This is a genomic window from Cohnella suwonensis (genome assembly GCF_042655365.1).
Lineage (GTDB): Bacteria > Bacillota > Bacilli > Paenibacillales > Paenibacillaceae > Cohnella > Cohnella suwonensis.
In genome coordinates, this window is record NZ_JBHSMH010000024.1 from 16995 (window position 1) to 34707 (window position 17713).

The 17713-nt window shown below is 60.6% G+C and carries 15 protein-coding genes and 1 riboswitch; of the genes, 2 read left to right on the top strand and 13 right to left on the bottom strand.

From position 1 onward, the window contains the following. Positions 1-5 precede the first annotated feature (5 nt). The 12 genes from thiE to pxpB form a co-directional block, all read right to left on the bottom strand. Positions 6-872, bottom strand: coding sequence for a thiamine phosphate synthase (gene thiE / locus ACFPPD_RS10015; RefSeq protein ID WP_209750851.1), 867 nt, complete (start codon positions 870-872; stop codon positions 6-8). A gap of 14 nt (positions 873-886) precedes the next feature. Next, positions 887-2014, bottom strand: coding sequence for a ThiF family adenylyltransferase (locus tag ACFPPD_RS10020; protein ID WP_209750853.1), 1128 nt, complete (start codon positions 2012-2014; stop codon positions 887-889). Then, entirely contained in the window at positions 2004-3767 is a 1764-nt protein-coding gene (thiC, locus tag ACFPPD_RS10025; RefSeq protein ID WP_209750854.1) for a phosphomethylpyrimidine synthase ThiC, read from the bottom strand. Before thiC ends, ACFPPD_RS10020 begins: the two co-directional genes overlap by 11 nt. 314 nt (positions 3768-4081) lie before the next feature. Beyond that, positions 4082-4186, bottom strand: a riboswitch (TPP riboswitch). A 46-nt stretch (positions 4187-4232) separates the two neighbouring features. Beyond that, positions 4233-4412 (bottom strand): H-type small acid-soluble spore protein, encoded by a 180-nt coding sequence (locus tag ACFPPD_RS10030; RefSeq protein WP_209750856.1) that lies wholly within the window; start codon positions 4410-4412, stop codon positions 4233-4235. A 66-nt stretch (positions 4413-4478) separates the two neighbouring features. Then, complete coding sequence (locus ACFPPD_RS10035) at positions 4479-5108, bottom strand: YcnI family copper-binding membrane protein (protein ID WP_209750858.1); 630 nt, start codon at positions 5106-5108, stop codon at positions 4479-4481. Between the two features lie 153 nt (positions 5109-5261). Further along, the gene (locus tag ACFPPD_RS10040) at positions 5262-5930 is read right to left on the bottom strand and encodes a response regulator (RefSeq protein WP_209750860.1); all 669 of its coding nucleotides are present in this window, start codon (positions 5928-5930) and stop codon (positions 5262-5264) included. Next, positions 5920-6783: a sensor histidine kinase gene (locus tag ACFPPD_RS10045; protein ID WP_209750862.1), complete on the bottom strand. Its 864-nt coding sequence runs from the start codon at positions 6781-6783 to the stop codon at positions 5920-5922. Before ACFPPD_RS10045 ends, ACFPPD_RS10040 begins: the two co-directional genes overlap by 11 nt. Positions 6784-6810: 27 nt before the next feature. Then, positions 6811-8484 carry a copper resistance CopC/CopD family protein gene (locus tag ACFPPD_RS10050; RefSeq protein ID WP_209750864.1) on the bottom strand — a complete coding sequence of 558 codons (1674 nt, stop codon included), beginning with the start codon at positions 8482-8484 and terminating at the stop codon, positions 6811-6813. Positions 8485-8740: 256 nt separating this feature from the next. Then, complete coding sequence (locus ACFPPD_RS10055) at positions 8741-9199, bottom strand: gamma-glutamylcyclotransferase family protein (protein ID WP_378082081.1); 459 nt, start codon at positions 9197-9199, stop codon at positions 8741-8743. After that, entirely contained in the window at positions 9196-11319 is a 2124-nt protein-coding gene (locus ACFPPD_RS10060; protein ID WP_209750866.1) for a putative bifunctional diguanylate cyclase/phosphodiesterase, read from the bottom strand. Before ACFPPD_RS10060 ends, ACFPPD_RS10055 begins: the two co-directional genes overlap by 4 nt. A gap of 145 nt (positions 11320-11464) precedes the next feature. Further along, a complete protein-coding gene (locus ACFPPD_RS10065) occupies positions 11465-12187 on the bottom strand; it encodes a LamB/YcsF family protein (RefSeq protein ID WP_209750868.1) in 723 nt (240 codons plus the stop codon). Between the two features lie 84 nt (positions 12188-12271). Then, positions 12272-14101, bottom strand: coding sequence for a 5-oxoprolinase subunit PxpB (gene pxpB, locus ACFPPD_RS10070; protein ID WP_209750870.1), 1830 nt, complete (start codon positions 14099-14101; stop codon positions 12272-12274). Between the two features lie 89 nt (positions 14102-14190). Here pxpB and ACFPPD_RS10075 point away from each other — a divergent pair, with 89 nt between their 5' ends. Both ACFPPD_RS10075 and ACFPPD_RS10080 read left to right on the top strand, forming a co-directional pair. After that, positions 14191-14502, top strand: coding sequence for a hypothetical protein (locus tag ACFPPD_RS10075; protein WP_209750872.1), 312 nt, complete (start codon positions 14191-14193; stop codon positions 14500-14502). 18 nt (positions 14503-14520) lie between these two features. Continuing rightward, the gene (locus tag ACFPPD_RS10080) at positions 14521-16974 is read left to right on the top strand and encodes an MMPL family transporter (RefSeq protein ID WP_209750874.1); all 2454 of its coding nucleotides are present in this window, start codon (positions 14521-14523) and stop codon (positions 16972-16974) included. Here the strand turns inward: ACFPPD_RS10080 and ACFPPD_RS10085 are convergent. Further along, on the bottom strand, positions 16924-17529 hold the full coding sequence (locus tag ACFPPD_RS10085) for a hypothetical protein (RefSeq protein ID WP_209750875.1): 606 nt from the start codon (positions 17527-17529) through the stop codon (positions 16924-16926). The genes ACFPPD_RS10080 and ACFPPD_RS10085 overlap by 51 nt on opposite strands. Between the last annotated feature and the right edge of the window lie 184 nt (positions 17530-17713).

Sequence of the window (17713 nt, forward strand, 5' to 3'; positions counted from 1 at the left end):
TCGATTCACCCTCCCCCTACGAAATGAACGAATTCAACCAATGAGCCTATATGCAGCGGCGTGTCGCTCCAGCTTTGACGCGGAACGACTTCGCCGTTCAGTTCGGCGACGACGCGTCTGCTCTCCAACCCGTACTGCTTCGCCAATTCGAACAGCGTCGTCGCTTGCGTCCGCGCTGGCCGACCATTAACGGTAACGTGGACGTACGATTGTTCCGATGGGATCTCCGTACGCGTTCTTTCGTTCCAACCCGTTATTTGTTCCAGCAATCGACGGCAAGCCCCTTCGGGATCGACGTTTCCGACGATGGCGGAAACCGCGCACAGCCTTCTCGCTCCCGCCTTCAGCACCTCGGCGGCGTTATCGGTCGTGATGCCGCCGATAGCCACCCAAGGAATGCGGATTTCGGCGGCCGCTTGCGAGACGTAAGAGGTCGTTACCGCTTGACGTCCCGGCTTCGTCCCGGTCGGATAGACCGGCCCGACCCCGATATAATCGGCCCCGGCGTTTTCCGCAGCGCGGGCTTGCTCGAGGTTATGCGTCGATATGCCGACGATGCGATGCGGACCCATCATTTTGCGGGCGACCGCTATCGGCAAATCCTCTTGGCCCAAGTGCACGCCGTCCGCATCGACGGCAAGAGCGACGTCCGGGTGATCGTTAATGATCAGCGGGACTTTGTATTTAGCGGTCAACTCTCTCAATCGCTTGGCCTTCTCCAGCAATTCGCGCTTGGAAATGTCCTTGTCGCGAAGCTGAACGATGTCCGCCCCGCCCATCAGCGCCGCTTCCATGACCTCCAGCATGCCGCGTCCGGGATGATAATTCTCTCCGGTAATGACATACAGCTTAAAATCCAGTTTCCGATGCATCGCAGCGCCCCCTCTCATGCTAAATAAAGACGGTATATGTCCATTGCGCGAGCCGTTTCCCCTGCACCCTGAATAAGCGCGCGGCCATCCGTAAATACGACGATCCGCTCTCCCGCGTACGTTGACGCGCGAAGCAAGTACCCGTTGCTGGCCGTGATGGAGCAGCCGCGGGCTTCCAGCCGCGCTTCCCAATCCGGCAAACGAAGCGACGGGTTCAACTTTACTTGCACGGTGTCCCTGCCGCACAATACGACGGGGACCCCCTCTTCGGCGGACGGAGCGTCCTCATCGGATTCCAACGCGGCAGGGTCCAACGTCGGAAATTCCAAGATCCCTTCATCGCTCCTGTCCCGTACGCTCCTATTTTCCATTTCGCCCCAACCGCAGTATGGGCAACTCTCCCGACCGGGCGGAAGCTTCCATTCCTTGAGCGAAAACTCCCATATGTCGGCAACCACCCATGTCCCGCGCAATGCCTTCCGGTTGCCCGTGAGCCATTTGATCGCCTCCGCCGCCTGCAACGCCGCAACTAGCTCCACCGCGGGTGAAATGACGCCGACCGTATCGCAAGTAGGCGCCGCTTCATGCGCCTCGGACGGCTCCCCTTCCCCGAGCAAGCAACGCAGGCAGCAATGATCTCCCGGAACCAACAACGCGCTCATCCCGTTGGCGCCGGCAACGCCGCCGTAGACGAATGGAATGCCGTGCGCGAAGCAAGCATCGTTTAGCAGCAGGCGCGTCTCGGCATTATCCGTGCCGTCGAGCACCAGATCGGCGCCCATGAGCAAGGACTCGGCATTGCGCAAGTTGACGTCGGCCACGAAAGCTTCCATTCTGACGCCGCCGTTCATGCGGCGCAGCTTGGCAACGGCGGCAACCGACTTCGGAAGCGCGGTCCGCGCGTCCTCCTCGTCGAAGAGCGTTTGCCGGTGGAGGTTGCTCAGCTCCACGTAATCCCTGTCGACGAGGCGCAAGCTGCCGACCCCCGCCCTGACCATATGCTGGGCAAGCGATGCGCCCAGCGCACCGGCGCCTACGACGAGAACGCTGGCGTCGCCAAGCTTTTCCTGGCCCGATAAACCGATCGGAGCGAAGCGGATTTGCCTGGAATATCGCTCCTGACCTTCAGCGTCAAGGCGCATAAATCCGGCTTCCTTCGGCAACGAATCGTTCCGCCTTCTCTTTCATGCCGGCTTCGAGAGCTTCATCCGCCTCTAAGCCATGCTGTTCCGCATAGTCCCGAATATCCTGCGTAATGCGCATGCTGCAAAACTTCGGACCGCACATGGAGCAGAAATGCGCGGACTTCGCCGCTTCCGCCGGAAGAGTCTCGTCGTGATAAGACATGGCGCGTTCGGGGTCGAGAGAGAGGTGGAACTGATCGCGCCAGCGGAACTCGAAGCGCGCCTTGGACAGCGCATCGTCCCGAAGACGCGCTTGCGGATGCCCCTTCGCCAAGTCCGCGGCATGCGCGGCGATCTTGTACGCGATCACCCCGTCTTTGACATCCTCTTTGTTCGGCAACCCGAGATGCTCCTTGGGCGTGACGTAGCAGAGCATCGCCGTGCCGAACCATCCGATCATCGCCGCTCCGATCGCGGACGTAATATGGTCGTACCCCGGCGCAATGTCCGTCGTCAGCGGCCCTAGCGTGTAGAACGGCGCTTCCTTGCATACTTCCATTTGCCGGTCGACGTTCTCTTTGATCAAATGCATCGGCACGTGGCCGGGGCCTTCGATCATCACTTGAACGTCATGCTTCCAGGCGATGTCCGTCAGTTCGCCCAGCGTATCGAGCTCCGCGAACTGCGCCTCGTCGTTGGCGTCCGCGATGGAGCCGGGTCTAAGGCCGTCGCCCAGGGAGAAGGTCACGTCGTAAGCTTTCATGATTTCGCAGATTTCTTCGAAATGCGTATACAGGAAGTTCTCCTTGTGATGGGCGAGACACCAAGCCGCCATAATCGAGCCGCCTCGGGAGACGATTCCGGTTACCCGCTTCGCCGTCATCGGTATGTACCGAAGCCGCACGCCGGCATGAATCGTGAAGTAATCGACGCCTTGCTCCGCCTGCTCGATGAGCGTATCGCGAAACACCTCCCAGCTGAGATCCTCCGCTTTGCCGCCGACCTTCTCGAGCGCTTGGTAGATCGGCACCGTGCCGACCGGAACCGGGGAATTGCGGACGATCCATTCCCTAGTCGTATGAATGTTCTTGCCCGTCGACAAATCCATGATCGTATCGGCGCCCCAACGGGTCGCCCACGTCATCTTCTCCACTTCCTCCTCGATCGAAGACGCGACGGCGGAGTTGCCGATATTGGCATTGATCTTTACATGAAAATTTCTTCCGATAATCATCGGCTCGCATTCCGGATGGTTAATGTTCGCCGGAATGACCGCGCGCCCCGCTGCGACCTCCGCACGGACGAACTCCGCGCCGAGCCCCTCGCGGATCGCGATGAACTCCATTTCGGGAGTGATGCGGCCTTGGCGCGCGTAATGAAGCTGCGTGACGTTGCGGCCCGCTTCCGAACGAAAACAGCGGTTATGCGGCTTCGGGAATACTTCCGCTCCCCGTTCCTCGGCCGATCGGGCCGTGGCGAATCCATTGTCTTCGGGCCGCACTTGACGTCCTTCGTATTCCGCGACGTCTTCGCGCTCCATGATCCATCGGTTCCGCAAAGGCGGCAGTCCCTGCCTAACGTCGGCGTGAAAGCCATCTTCGGTGTAAGGGCCGCTCGCATCGTAAACCCGAACCGGCGCGTTCGGTTGTTCCCCGGTTCTCCCCTTGCTCGGCTCCAAAGCGATTTCGCGCATGGGCACCCGAATATCCTCCCGCGAACCTGTCACGTACACTTTGCGGCTGCCCGGCAGCGGCGTCGTCATAATCGGCATAATAAAAAACCTCCTAAAGGATATTTTCGAAATTCCCCTAGGAGGCAGCTATGAAAAGAGGTGAAGTGACGGAAGACAGTCGCGATCCGAAGCACATTTCATGCAGCACCTGCGATTACGCGCCTTGGATGGCGCAATAACGGCAGCTCTCGCCGGTGGCTTTTGTCCGCGCCAGAACCAAGAGATGCTAGGTCCGGAAGACGCGAAAAACAACAAAAGCCGCCCCGGAGGGAGCGGCTGAAATGTGTCGCGTTCACGTGCGGCATGACGGAAAACGTCCGTTAAGACGTTCGCTGTCGGTACCGCAATAGCCTGACGCACATTGCCCACTTTCCTACGCTGGCATGACCCAGATCAGGTTCGAAGGGACCAAGGCATCTGCCTTATCTCAGCCCTTGCGGGCGCCCCTAGTGGAATTACTAATCAACAGTACCTCGGCCGCGATCATCTGTCAACCTTTCAGTTTCAATGCTCGACCAATTGGCTTACGGCAATGCTTTGTTCCTGTTTCGGATCGTGAAGAGGGTAAATGCGGGCGACTTCGTTCGACTCGTCTACATGCTGGATATAAACCGGAATGCTGTCAAACGTCACATTAGCCATGATCGGCGATGCCGCGATCTCCGATGCGCGTTGAACGTTCATCGTCGTTCCTCCAACCTCTTTTATTATCGACTCCGACTTAGTATTTTCGCATTTGCGTTCAAGTATTCACGTCCGCTTACGGAACACCGCTACGATCAGTGCAAGCACGCCGGCTACGAGACCGGCGATCGCCAGCGAAAGCGTCAGCGTATCGCGTCCTTCGTTTTCTTCTTGTTCATCCGCGTCGTCGCCGGTCGCGCTCGCCGCGCCGTGTCCGTCGCCGTGACCGTCGCCCGTAGCCGCCGTTACCGCGGTAACGGAAGCCGGCTTATCCGCGTCCGGAGCGCCCGTCCACTCGATGACTACGCCGTCGGCGTAAGTCTGGTATGCTTTCCAGACGAGCTCTTTCGCGTCGTCCGCGACTTTGCCCTGGAAACGGAATTCCGCGAACTCCGTCGCGCCGATGCCCGCGCCGTCCGCTTTCCACGTGATGCTGACGACTTTGTCGTCCGCGCCTTTCTCGAACGCGTACGTCCAGCCCGCTTTCGCTTCCACGCGGCTGACCGCGGCGCCTTCCGGAACGGCGACCTTCACTTGCGTCGTCGCGGATTCTTTTTCCGAAGGGACGCGCATCGTGAATACTTGGTACGATCCGGCGGGCGCTTCCTTCGGCTGAACGGTTACGTGAGCGCTGGCCAAGCTTGCAAATCCGAAAGTCAATAACAGAGCGAATACGAGAATGATGCTTTTTTTCATGGGAATGATCCGACCTTTCCTCGTCCGACAGGTATTTGGATATTCCCAAGTATATCTTCCGCTTACCTTAGGCGCATGACTCGAAAGAGTCATACGGGTCGTTTGTTTGTGACGATATTGCGTCTCCGGTGCTAATCGCGCGGTCCGCGTTCTTTACTCCGTCTCCACCATGCCCCGTTCGTAAGCGTAACGCGTCAGTTGAACCCGGTTGTCCAAGTGCAGCTTCTGCAAAATGTTCTTCAGATGGTTTTTCACCGTATGCTCCGACAATCCGAGCGCCGACGCGACCTCCCGGTTCGTCTGCCCTCTCGCCACTTCCTGCAAAATATCCCGTTCCCTCGGCGTGAGCGGTTCGATCTCGGGCAAATCCTTGCGCGTCGCCGCGGGATCGTTCGTCTTCCTAACCGATAGTTCGCTCAAGATCGCCATCGCCACCTCGGGATTAAGCGGCGCCTCGTCGAGCGCGACCGCTCTCAAGTATTCCCGCCACGCGGAAGGATTCAAGTTCTTCAGCAAGTAACCCTGCGCGCCTTTCCGGATCGCCTCGAACAGATGGGACACCTCGTCGGACACGGTCACCATGACGATCTTCGCCTCGGGGTATGCGCCCTTGACCGCCTTCACCGCTTCGAATCCGCCCATCCCGGGCATGTGGATGTCCATCAAGATCAGGTCCGGCCTCAGCGTGCCGGCCAGCTCTAGAGCCTCTTCGCCGCTCGACGCCTCCCCGACGACTTCGAAATCGGCCATCGAGGAGACGATCGTCCGTATCCCTTCCCGGGCATGCTTATGGTCGTCCGCCAATAACACTTTAACGGGCATGAGCGCTCTCCTTTCCCGGCTTCCGCAATTCGATGACCGTACGGCTTCCGCGCCGCTCCGCTTGGAACGTCCATCCCATCGCCAGAGCGCGGTCGCGGGCGATGCGAAGCCCGAATCGTCCCGGCGCGTTCAGCGGATCCGCCGAGAATCCGGCGCCGTCGTCTTCGACCGAGCAGCGGAAGCCGTTCGCGCCATCCGGTTCGCCTATGACGTTGACGCGGGAAGCTTTCGCATGCTTGCGAACGTTGATCAGCGCTTCCCTCACGCAGGCGTGCAGCTCGACTTTTTCCTTATCCGTTAAGCCCCCGTCGGGAATGCTCCAATTGAATTCCGCCGTCGCTTCCGCGATGCCGGCCGTCTCTCCGAGCAGCTCGCGCATCGGGACGACCCAGGCGGCTTCGGCCGGGGAAGGAGGCTGCCGAAGGCTCGCGATCGCTTGCCTCACGTCTTCGTGCATGACCCGAACCGTTTCCCGCAGTCCTTCCGCGAGCGGCTTCACCGGACCTTGGGCGACCAACTCGTCCAATTGGTCGAGCTTCACCGCGAGCAGGAACAGCGACTGGGAGATGCCGTCGTGAAGCTCCCTCGCCAGCCGTTCGCGTTCTTCCAGCGAGGCGTTCGATTCCTTCTCCCGTTGCAGCGCCCGCTGCGATTGCTCGAGCCTGCCGAACAAACCGCGGACGACCGTCAGCGTGACGGCCAGCACGATGAACGGAGCGAGAAAGTTACCGAGGCCCATCGACATGTAGGGAAGCAGGAACGCATGTCGGACGTACTCCCACAGCCCGATCGTCAACGTCGGGATGAGAAGGATCAACCACTTGATCCTTCCGTCTTTTTTCGGGTTGTCCATCCTTCTTCCTCCCCTTCCCCGCTCTGATCAATAAATCCGGTAAGTCGTCTCCAGCACGCGTTCGTTGTCCTCGCCGTCGGTTACCCGGATTTGCGCTTTCCACTCGCCGGGGAACGGCAAGTAAGGTCCCTTCGACCGATAAGTCGACTTGAGGAAATCCGGGAAAGCGTCCTGTTCTTCGTCCTCGTATTTCTCCAGCGGAACGTCGATGTAACCCATGTCTTTTTTACCCGTCGGCAGCAACCGGAGCCGTACGAGCTTCGGCTCGCCTTTCGCGACTTTCTCGGGCAACCAGATTTTCAAGTTGAACTCGTTGTCGCCCGGCTCGTTCGGCGTGATCCGTAGCGTCACGTGCATGTCGGTGCCCATCTTATGGTACGTCAGCGGTTCGTTGTCCGGCAGCGGCGTCTGGTACGTCAAAATGCCGACGCATAGTACGATGGCCGCAAGCAACCCCGCGTCGATCTTAAGCAAGTAACCGCGCGGCGCGTCTCCTTTGCGAAGACGTAACCGGATGAGCAACGCCGTAATCGCGACGAGCGCGGATAATGCGGCCTTGGCTATGAGCCATTTCCCCCATAGGGTGAATTTTAAATATTCGAGCGACGGAAGGAAATCGAACGTCGACAGCACGCCCGTTATCCAAAGGGCGACGAAGGATACGAAGGCCCACTTGGAGAAGGATACCGCGAACCTGCCCGCCTCTGCCCTATCCTTTAGCCAGATCGCGAGCAGCAGGAGCAGCCCGCCGCTCCAGAGCGACGCCGCCGCCAAGTGCGCGAAGTCGAGTCCGACGGTATAAGCGATCGGATCGAAAGCGGCGGCATGGCCCGACCATGCTTCGACGAACAGCGCGACCGCCGCCCAGAATAGCTTCGCGGGCGCGGCCAGCGACGGCAGAAGAGGCGCGGCCAGCGCGAGCAGCAGCTCCGCCATGTACAGCTTGCCGATCGTCGTTTCCGTCAGGATGCGTCCCCATTCCGAGATCGGCTCCCCTTGCCCCAAATCTTGAAGGCTGAAGAAGACGTATGCGAGCGTCGCGATCAACGCGAACTTGCCCGCCAGCGACAACGTGCGCCGGTAGGTCTCGAGCGCTTCGGCTGACATTTTCCTTCTAAGGCTCCATAACGAGAGCCCGGCCGCCGTCAGCAAGCCGGCATAGTAGACGATCCTCGAAGCGTACAGCAGGAACGATTGCTGCGACAGCCCGGCAGAGCCGTGCTCGTGCGCGTGTCCGACTTGCGAATGCGGGTCGAGCTCGCTCGCGTCCGTCAGCGGCGCCGGATTTCCTACCGTGAAGACATAGGCTCCGGATACCGGGTGACCGTCCGCCGAAATGACCGAATACGATACGGTATAATGGCCTTCGTCGAGCTTCGGCAACGCGATTCTCAGCCCTTTGTTCCCATCGAACAGTTCGGGTTTTCCTTTGGAAATATCGCGTCGGTCCTCGTTCAGCACGGTCAATTTCATGCCGCCGCTATCGAGCCTCTCGTTAAATAGAAGCTCGACCGAGGCCGGCCCGGACTCCAGCTTGGCCCCGGACGCGGGCGTCGTTTGCTCCAGCGTCGCATGGGCTTCCGCCCTCCCGGAGAGAACAGCCAAGCCTATCAGAAAGAGCGAGAAGACCATCGCCAGCCTTGTCGCTTTTATAAGAAAACCGATTCTCGCATGCCCGCGAGAGCGTTCGAATACCGCCATCGATGACGCCTCCTGTCGCTCTTCCGAGCGAGTGTGCCTGATTGGGGTACCGGAATCGTCAAAGCGCGAATCCGGGTAACCGCCGCGCCGGGAAGAAATTCGCGAACGAGGCTATTCTATCGTACTCGAACCCGACTACCTGTTCAACTCTATCCGTCGTCCCGACACAATCCCGACGCATATGCGGTAACGCGGGCCGAGCGCGTAGAACGACAAAACAAGCCGAACCCGTAACCAGGTCTGGCTCGTTCGGCTTTCAGCTTCGTTTTCTCGCGACCGCGTCCGGCCACCAATCGACGTTCGCCGCGGGATAGCCGCGCGAATCCGTCCAGATATATACCCAACCGGCGCAGTCCGGATCGTCCGCGTCCGCGATCCGGACCCGTTCGTAATCGTTGTCCTCTCCGATGCCGAGGAATCCCTCCAGCTCGTCGAGAGCCGGCAGACCGGCCGGAGCAACCTCCATCCACATCCCCCGAACGAAGCGTGCTTGGACTCTGTCACCGCCGTGCTCGCGATCGCCGCTAGTTTCGCCCGCTTCGTCCAATAGGAGCGCCGGATACTCCCCGGCATCGACGAGAAAACCACGCACTCGCCCTTCCCGCGCCGCGAGCAAGTATGGCGCGACGACGCCGTGATTGCTCTGCCCGGGCAAAAGCGATCCGTATACGAACACTCGGATAGGCAGCGCTCCGTTCGTCGGTCGCATGCTCATGAGGACGCTGCTCCCCTTACCGCTTTGTTCCGTTCTGCCTCGAACAACGCTTCGAACCTATCGGCAGGCACCGGGCGCGAATAGTAGTAGCCTTGCGCTTCCTGGCATTTCTGCTCCTTCAGGAAAGCCGCCTGCCCGGCGCTCTCGACGCCTTCGGCCGTCACCTTCAAGTTCAGGTTGCGCGCCATCGCGGAGATGCCGGACACGATCGCCGCGTCGTTGCGGTCGGTGAGCACGTCATTGACGAACGAGCGGTCGATCTTCAGCTTGTCGATCGGGAACCGCTTCAAGTAGTAAAGCGAGCTGTAGCCGGTGCCGAAGTCGTCGATGCTGATTCGCACGCCGATTTTTTTCAGCTTCTCCAGCATGGACGTCGCGAACGCGACGTCCGCCATGATGCTTTCCGTGATTTCGAGCTCCAACCATTGCGGCTCTAGTCCCGTTTCCTTGAGCACGTTCCCGATTCGTTCGCTCAAGTCGTGTTGGCGGAATTGGCGGATGGACAAGTTGACCGACATGACGATCGGCGGAAAGCCCTGATCCTGCCACATCTTCATCTGCATGCACGCCTGGCGCAGCACCCATTCGCCGAGAGGCAGAATAAATCCGTTCTCCTCGCACAGAGGAATGAAGTCCGCCGGAGAAATCTCGCCCCGCTCCGGATGGCTCCATCGAAGCAGCGCCTCCGCTCCGACGAGATGCTCGTGTTCCAAGTCGACGAGCGGCTGGTAAGCGAGATAAAATTGGTCGAGCTCCAGCGCGATGCGCAAATCGTTCTCGAGCAGCAGCTTTTCCTTCGCCTTTAGATTCATCTTTTTCTCGTAACGCTTCCAGCTGTTACGCGATTCCTTGGCGTTGTACATGGCGATGTCCGCGTTCTGCAACAGCAGATCGAGCGTATTGCCGTCGTCCGGGAACAATGCCATTCCGACGCTTCCCGTGATATGGAATCCGGACGGGCCGACCTTGAACGGCTGTCCGAACAAGTCGACGAGCTTCCGCGCGATGCTCTCCGCTTCGCCTTCGTCCGCGATATCGCCGACGAGCAGCGCGAACTCGTCTCCGCCGAGACGGAAGACGTTCTCCGGCTTCTCCGCGAACTTCGACAGCCGTTCGGCCACGGCCGCGAGCAGCCGATCCCCGAACGAATGGCCCATCGAGTCGTTGATCGTCTTGAACCGGTCGACGTCGAGCCACAGCAACGCGAATTTCCCGTTTCCGTGCTGCGCGTGCGCCATCTCGGCTTTGACCCTTTCCGAGAACAAGCGTCGATTCGGCAATCCCGTAAGCTCGTCGTGGAACGCCAAATATTTCACTTTCGCCTCGTTTTTTTTCTGCCTGCGGTAAGGCTCCTCGATCAAGACGAGGTAGATGCCTTTCAGCAGGAAAGAATATCCGATCAGCTTAAAGGCAACGACCAGCAGATCATGCATTTCTCCGACTTTTATACCGAAAGAATCTTCGATTTTGGCGAAAAACAGCCAGATGATCGCCTGCACGATCGTGAGCATTGCCGCCGGCCTCTCGATGCGGTGACGGAACAAAAGCACGCAGACCGCGGCCGCGTACAACATCAGCGTAAACGCCGACTGATAGGGAGCGAGACGCTCGAGCGCGGCTTCGTTCCAGCTTTCCGTCCGGAAGACGATCAACGAGACGATCATCACCGTCATGACGACCGGAATGATCGCGTACAACCGCGCGCGCGGCTTGACGATCGGATTCCGCAAAGAAAACACGACGAGAAGGCCGATCGCGCCGATCGTTTGCGAGATCCATTCCAGCATGACGCTCGGTGCTTCCCCCGTCGCTTCGCGGAACATCGGCATGCCGGGCCCGCTTAGGGAATGCAAGAGATCGAACAATCCGACTCCCGTGAACAGCGCCGCGGTCATGAGCCGTTGCATGCACAAGGTCGGAACGAATACCAACCAGCCCATGACGAGCAAAGAGAAGCAAGCCGTCGCCGCGAACGATTCAAGAATCGCATGCGCCGCCTCTTGGTTCAAGTGCGAAAGAATCCGTTCCAACCATCCGTTCAACAACCTGATGCATAAGAAAACGGCCACCGCCACGATAACTGTCCAAGCCGTTTTCATTTCCGCGCGATTCATCGCCATGGATTGCCCCCGACTCATTGCCAGCTCTATTCGCGATACTTGCTGACTTTCCTACAGTTAAGATTCAACGCATTCCTTGATTTTCCTGCTTGCGAACTAGGACTTCGATACTTGTTCGACATAATTCGAGCGTGGCAGCGCCCGGCTATCCCGCCGAATGAACCGCGATTCCCGCATAACGAAGCGTTTCCGCGACCATCCGGGCATGTTCCGCGGCGCCTGGCGTATCCCCGTGCAAGCAGATCGTGCCGAAGCGTCCGCCGTTCGCGAGCGCGAGCGCCTGATCGGCGACCGAGTCGAGGTTTCCGTGCACGGCGTCCTCCCGATCCCGAGGCATCAGCCGGCCGTCCGGCAAGTAAGCCCGGTCCGCGAAGCCTTCCGTCACGAACGCAAGTCCGCAAGCGGACGCGGCCCCGCTCCATGCGCTGTCCGGCAATCCGAACAGCGCGAGCCGCCCGTCGAACCGAGCGATCGCCTGCGCGACGGCCATGGCCAGCGCATCGTCCTCCGTGGCCATGTGATAAAGCGCGCCGTGCAGCTTTACGTGTTTTAACGTTCCGCCGGCCGCCTCGACGAGCGCTTTCAGTGCGCCCGTCTGGTAGAGCACCATGTCTGCCGCTTCGACCGCGCCGACGGCCAATCTCCGCCTCCCGAACCCTTCGCGGTCCGGCAAACCCGGATGAGCCCCGATCGCGACTCCGAGCTCAAGGCATCTTTCGGCCGTCTCCCGCATCGTGCTCGCGTCTCCGGCATGGAAACCGCATGCGATGTTGGCCGAAGTGACGTATCGCAGCATTTCCCGGTCGGACGCTCTTCCCGTCGCGCCTGGGAGTTCTCCCATATCGGCGTTCAAATCGATCGTTCGCACTCCCGTTCCTCCGTTCTGTTTCGCGGCGGAGCGGCGCCTCTTCGGCTACGCTCCGCCGTTCCGTTCATTTCTATTGCCGAGCAATTAATTCGGGACGATGGCGCCCCTCTTCGTCAACGCTCTCAAGCCCGCCTTTAACTTCGCAAGCTCGCGTTCCCGTAGCTTCAACGCCCGCTCGGCCGTATCGGCGTCCGTCAGCGAGAACGACAGCCAATCTCCAGGCGACGCTTGCGCCAGAAGCGGCAGGTCGGCCGCGATCGCGTTCGCGATCTTCGGATAACCGCCCGTCGGCTGGCAATTCGCGGCCAGAATGATAGGCCGTCCGCCCGGCGGCACCTGGATCGTCCCCGGACTGACGCCGTGGGACTCCATCTCGCCGCCTACCGATATCGGTATGGCGGGACCGGACAGCCGCGCGCCCATTCGGTCCGAGGACGTCTCGACGCGGTACGCTTCCCGGAACAGAAGCTCTCGGGCTTCCTTCCCGAACCTTCCCCACTCCGCTCCCGGCAGCAGCCGGATCGGAAGGATGCGGCGCTTGCCGGACATCCTCGCCAGATACGGAGCGGTTTCAACCCAACCGGACGCGCTCCAATCGGGAGCGCTCCAGCCGCGTCCGTCCGGCTCCGCTTTCCGCCGAAGCGGCCCTATGAGCGCTTTCGCCCTCTCTCCCGGCTCGAAACGCCGGATCCGATCGCCGGCTTGCAGCGCCCTGCCTCGGCCTCCGCCGATCATCGCGCGCGCGTCCGTCGCGCGGCTGCCGAGCACCGGGGGAACGTCGATGCCGCCGGCAACGGCCACGTAAGCTCTGCAGCCGGAAGCCGCCGTTCCGAACGTCAGAACCGTCCCTTGGCGCAAGAAGACGGGACGGTTCATCGGCAGCTTCGAGCCGTCCGCGGACGCCCCTAGATCCCCGCCGCATATCGCGACGACGATATCCCTCTCCGCGACGTAAGCGCCGCCTATCAAAGTCAGCTCCAACGCCGCCGCTCCTTCGTCGTTGCCGACGAGCAGGTTCGCTTTGCGAAGCGACGCCGTATCCATCGCGCCGCCCCCTGACACGCCGTAGGCTTGCCAGCCGGAGCGACCCAAGTCTTGAACCGTCGTCAGCAAGCCCGGTTTCAGGACAGTCAAAGCGACGTTTCCGGCCGCTGACCGTTCGCTATCGGCGTCAGTCCCGCCGGCGCCCTCGGCCTGATCGTCGGACGAACCGGCGACGTCCGTTACCGCGATCGCCGCGGCCCCCTCTCCGCCACCGCGCGCCTCGATCGCGACGAAGCGTACGCGATCGCCCGGCGCTAGCAAAAAAGGGGGCTCCGCATCCGGACGGAACAACGGAACCGTCGTCCGCCCAATGATCTGCCAGCCTCCCGGCGACTCGACGGAATACACGCCCGTCTGTCCTCCCGCGATGCCGATCGCGCCGGCGGGCACTTTCATGCGCGGCGATGCCCGGCGCGGCTGGGACAGCGCGGCGTCAAGCCCGCTTAAATACGGGAACCCCGGCGCGAAGCCGAGCAACGCCACCTCGTACGTCGCGGACGCGTGCCGGGTCGCGAACTCGCTCTCCGTCATATCGCTTCTATCCGCGCATTCCGCGAGATCGGGACCTGCTTCCCCGCCGTAGACGGTCGGCAATTCGACGAGCCGAGCCTCTATCTCCCGGTTCGGTTCGATGACGGAACGAACGAACCGAAGAGCTTCTTCCGCGGCTTCTTCGACTCCGTAATAGCCGTCCCGCAGGTGGCAAGCGATCGTTCGGTACGCGGGAACCGTTTCGCGAAGCCAGCTTAACCCGGCTTCGTTTAACGCCCTCGCACAGGACGCGAGCCTCGCCGCGGCCGCCTCTCCAGCCCACCGTAGCAGGAACGCGCGATCGCCGAGCGGTTCTACCGATATGTCCGCATTCGTCATCGGGAACGCCTCCCTCGCAACTTGCATTTGCATGCTTTTCGATCGAACCGTTACAATCAGTATATCGGCATGAGAGGATGGGTTCAGAAGTGGAAACTTACGACTTGGCGGAGCTCTCGATCGCGCAGGGCCCGCAAACATGGCTTCTCGTCTTCTCTCGCGCCAGGCTGTTCGTCGTCTCCGAAGCCGGCACGAGGTTATGGTATATCGATATCGACGGTTTGACCGACGACCGTCTGCTCGCCGATTTCGCGGAATCGCACGCCATCGACGTCGGAATGACGGCCGTATCGATCGGCGGCAAGACGTTCCGCGGAAACGGCTATTTTCACCCGAATCCCCTCCATCGCGCGGCCGCCCTACGCGGCGAAGGAGCGTTGGAAGGTTATTCCCATCCGTAAAGAAGGCGGCCAAACCTCATGAACTCATGGATCGGCGGAATCGTCCGATATCGCTTCGCGATCGTCTTATGCTGGCTCGCGTCGGCAATGCTTGCCTATCTGTTTCTCCCGAATCTGCAAAGCGTCGTTAGCCATACCGAACAACGCTTTCTCCCGGCGGACGCGGATTCCGTGCGGGCGACCCGGCTTCTTCAGCTCGTTCATCCGGACTCCCGCTCGTTGTCGAGCGCCGTCGTCGTCGTATCGCGCCCGGGCGGACTGAGCGACGGGGACATCGACTGGATGGACGGCATGCTGGCAGACGTCGAGAAGCGAAAAGACGAGCTTGGCGTAACCGGCGTGCTCTCTCCCCGTTCCCGGCCCGAGTTGGCCGAGCGTATGACGAGCGAAGACGGCACGACGCGGCTCGCGATCGTAAATTTGCCTTTTGCGGACTTCGACGACGAAACGAAGCTGGCGCTGAATCGGCTCAAGTCGCTTTTGGAAGAAGTCCCCGAAGGAGCCGATGCCGCGTTGACGGGCACGGCGGCGCTGTCCCAGGAATTCCAACAAACCTCGGAGAAAGGACTCCGCACGACGGAGCTGCTGACCGTCGGCATCGTCCTCTTCATCTTGATCGCCGTGTTCCGTTCGGCGGTTATCCCGCTCATCCCTTTGCTAACGATAGGCGTCAGCTTCATCGTCTCCAGAGGCTTGATCGCATTCGCGTCGGAACGATTCGGCTTGCCCGTCTCCCACTTTACGGAATCGTTCCTGATCGCCGTCCTATTCGGCGCGGGCACCGACTACTGCATCTTGTTCATTCAGCGTTATCGCGAGCATGCCCGGGGAGATCGCTTGGCCGATCGCGCGGTCGCCCTCGGCGAGGCGATGAAAGGCGCCGCGAGAACGGTGCTCTACGCCGCGGGTACCGTATTCGCGGCATTCCTGCTCCTCGGACTGGCCGATTTCGGCCTGTACCGCTCTGCGGCCGGCGTCTCCGTCGGGATGGCCGTCTCCGTCGCGGCGTCGTTGACGCTTACGCCATGCCTGCTTCTTCTTTTCGGCCATAAGGCGTCCGCGACGACCGCCAACCGCTCCATCTCCCCGCGAAAAGGCTACTGGGAACGGTTAGCCTCGGCCTGCTCCGCGAAGCCGAGGATCGTCCTCTTGGCTTCTTTCGTCGTATTGTTGCCGCTGGCGCTACTGTTTCAAGGCCAACGTTCGTTCGACGATATTTCCGAAATCGATCCCGGCTCGGCCTCGGTCCAAGGCTTCCGTCAAGTCGAGAAAGCGTTCGGAGCCGGAGAAGCGTTCCCGGTTACCGTCGTCGTCTCTTCGCGGGAGTCGATGAGAACCGCGACAGGCTTGGCCGCGCTCGAGCAGATGAGCTCCGATCTCGCCCGCGAGATCGGCATCAAGGAAGTCAGAAGCGCGGTCAGGCCTCTCGGCCGCAAGCCGGTCCAGTTCACCGTCGAAGGACAGCTCGCGGACGCCCATATGGCCCGCGAACTCGTCAAATCGATCGCCTCCGACCAAAAATTGCTGTTCGAGGGATTGAAGACGATCGCGCTCGGCGCCGTTCCCCTCAGCAAAGGCTGGATCGGCGTCGGACCCGCCGTCCGGTATTGGGAACGCGGCCTGGGCAAGCTCTTGTCTTCGCAGATCGGCAGCTTGAAGAGAGCGACGGAAACGGAGCGCAAGCCGGAATCCGCCGAGGCCGCTGCTTCCCGCAAAGCCGCTCTCGATTACTACGTGTCGCCGGACGGTCATACGTCGAAGCTGGAGCTCATTCTGGAAGATTACCCTTACGGAATCGCCGCCATCGATTCGGTTCCCGCGATCTCGGAACGGGTGCGTGCGAGCCTGAACGGAACGGCGATGGCCGGCTCCGAAGCTTACGTCACCGGCGTATCGGCGAAGTATTACGAGCTCAAGGGGATCTCCTATCGGGATTTCATTCGTACCGGCTCCCTCATGCTCGCGGGAATCGCCCTCTTGCTCGCGATGCTGCTCCGTTCGTGGATCGCGCCGCTTTACGTGCTGCTCTCGCTCGTCTTTAACTACGGGGTGACGATGGGGCTGACGGAATTCCTCTTCGTGAAAGCGTTGGGGTATTCCGGCCTGTCGTGGACCGCTTCGTTCTTTATTTTCCTCGTTATCGTCGCGTTGGGGGTCGATTACAGCATCTTCCTAATGGCGAGGTACAACGAGGAATTCCGCGAAGGCGAATGCAAAGGGGACATCCGGGCGTCGATGGCGAAGGCGATGCGCACGACCGGCGGCGTCATCGGAACCGCGGCCGCCATCATGGGAGGAACGTTCGGCGCGCTGGCGTTCTCGGGCGTCGACGCGCTCGTCCAGATCGGCATCGGCACCCTGATCGGACTCGCCGTATACGCAGGCTTGTTCATCGGCCTCGTGCTGCCTTCTTTCGCTTTCCTACTCGGCCATATAAACCGGCGCCCGTTCAAGCGCGATTCGCCCCTCTAAATACTTCATGAAAGCTTCCAGTTCGAGCCGCTGAAGACGCTCGAGAAACTCTTCCGAGCCGTCGTCCCCGACGCGGCTCTCGTGAATCTCTACGGCGTTCGCGAACAAATACGGATTCCAGTTGCCTTGCGTGGCGATCTGCTCGAACACTGTCCGCAACGGGCCGCTCGGTGCTTCCCGCCGAGCCAAATACGCCGCGGCTCTCGCTTGCAAACCGTGATACGCCGGGTGGTCTCCGGCGATCCGCAACCAGTCTTTCGCGTTGAAGTAATCTCCCCTGCGCCGGTGAACAATGCCGTGCAGCGCAGCTCCGGTCGGCGTGTCCATGTCTTCCACGATCTCGTGAGCCGCCCCCAGGCTATCGTTCCATAAGTGCAACGCCGCTTTCCAAGCTTGCGCCGACCTGTAGCCGTCCGGATAGCCGTCGGCCAGCTTCTCTGCGGGTAAGGCCTTAATCTCCTCGTCCAATCCCGGATGCCATACGTTCGCCGGACTTAAAGGCGAATCTCCTTTCGAATGCCTGTACCTGTCGATCGGATTGCGGACAGCGCCCATTCCCGATTCTCCTTCGGCATCGATTATGCCATCTTTTGACAAGAATATAGCGTATTTTACAAGTTTTGTCGAGCGTGCCGCCGCACGCGAATCGAGTAGGCCCATGCGCAATTGCATGGGCCTCTCACAGATCCGTACGTGCGGGTCATCGCATACGGCTCCTCCATGATTATCCCCACTGGGG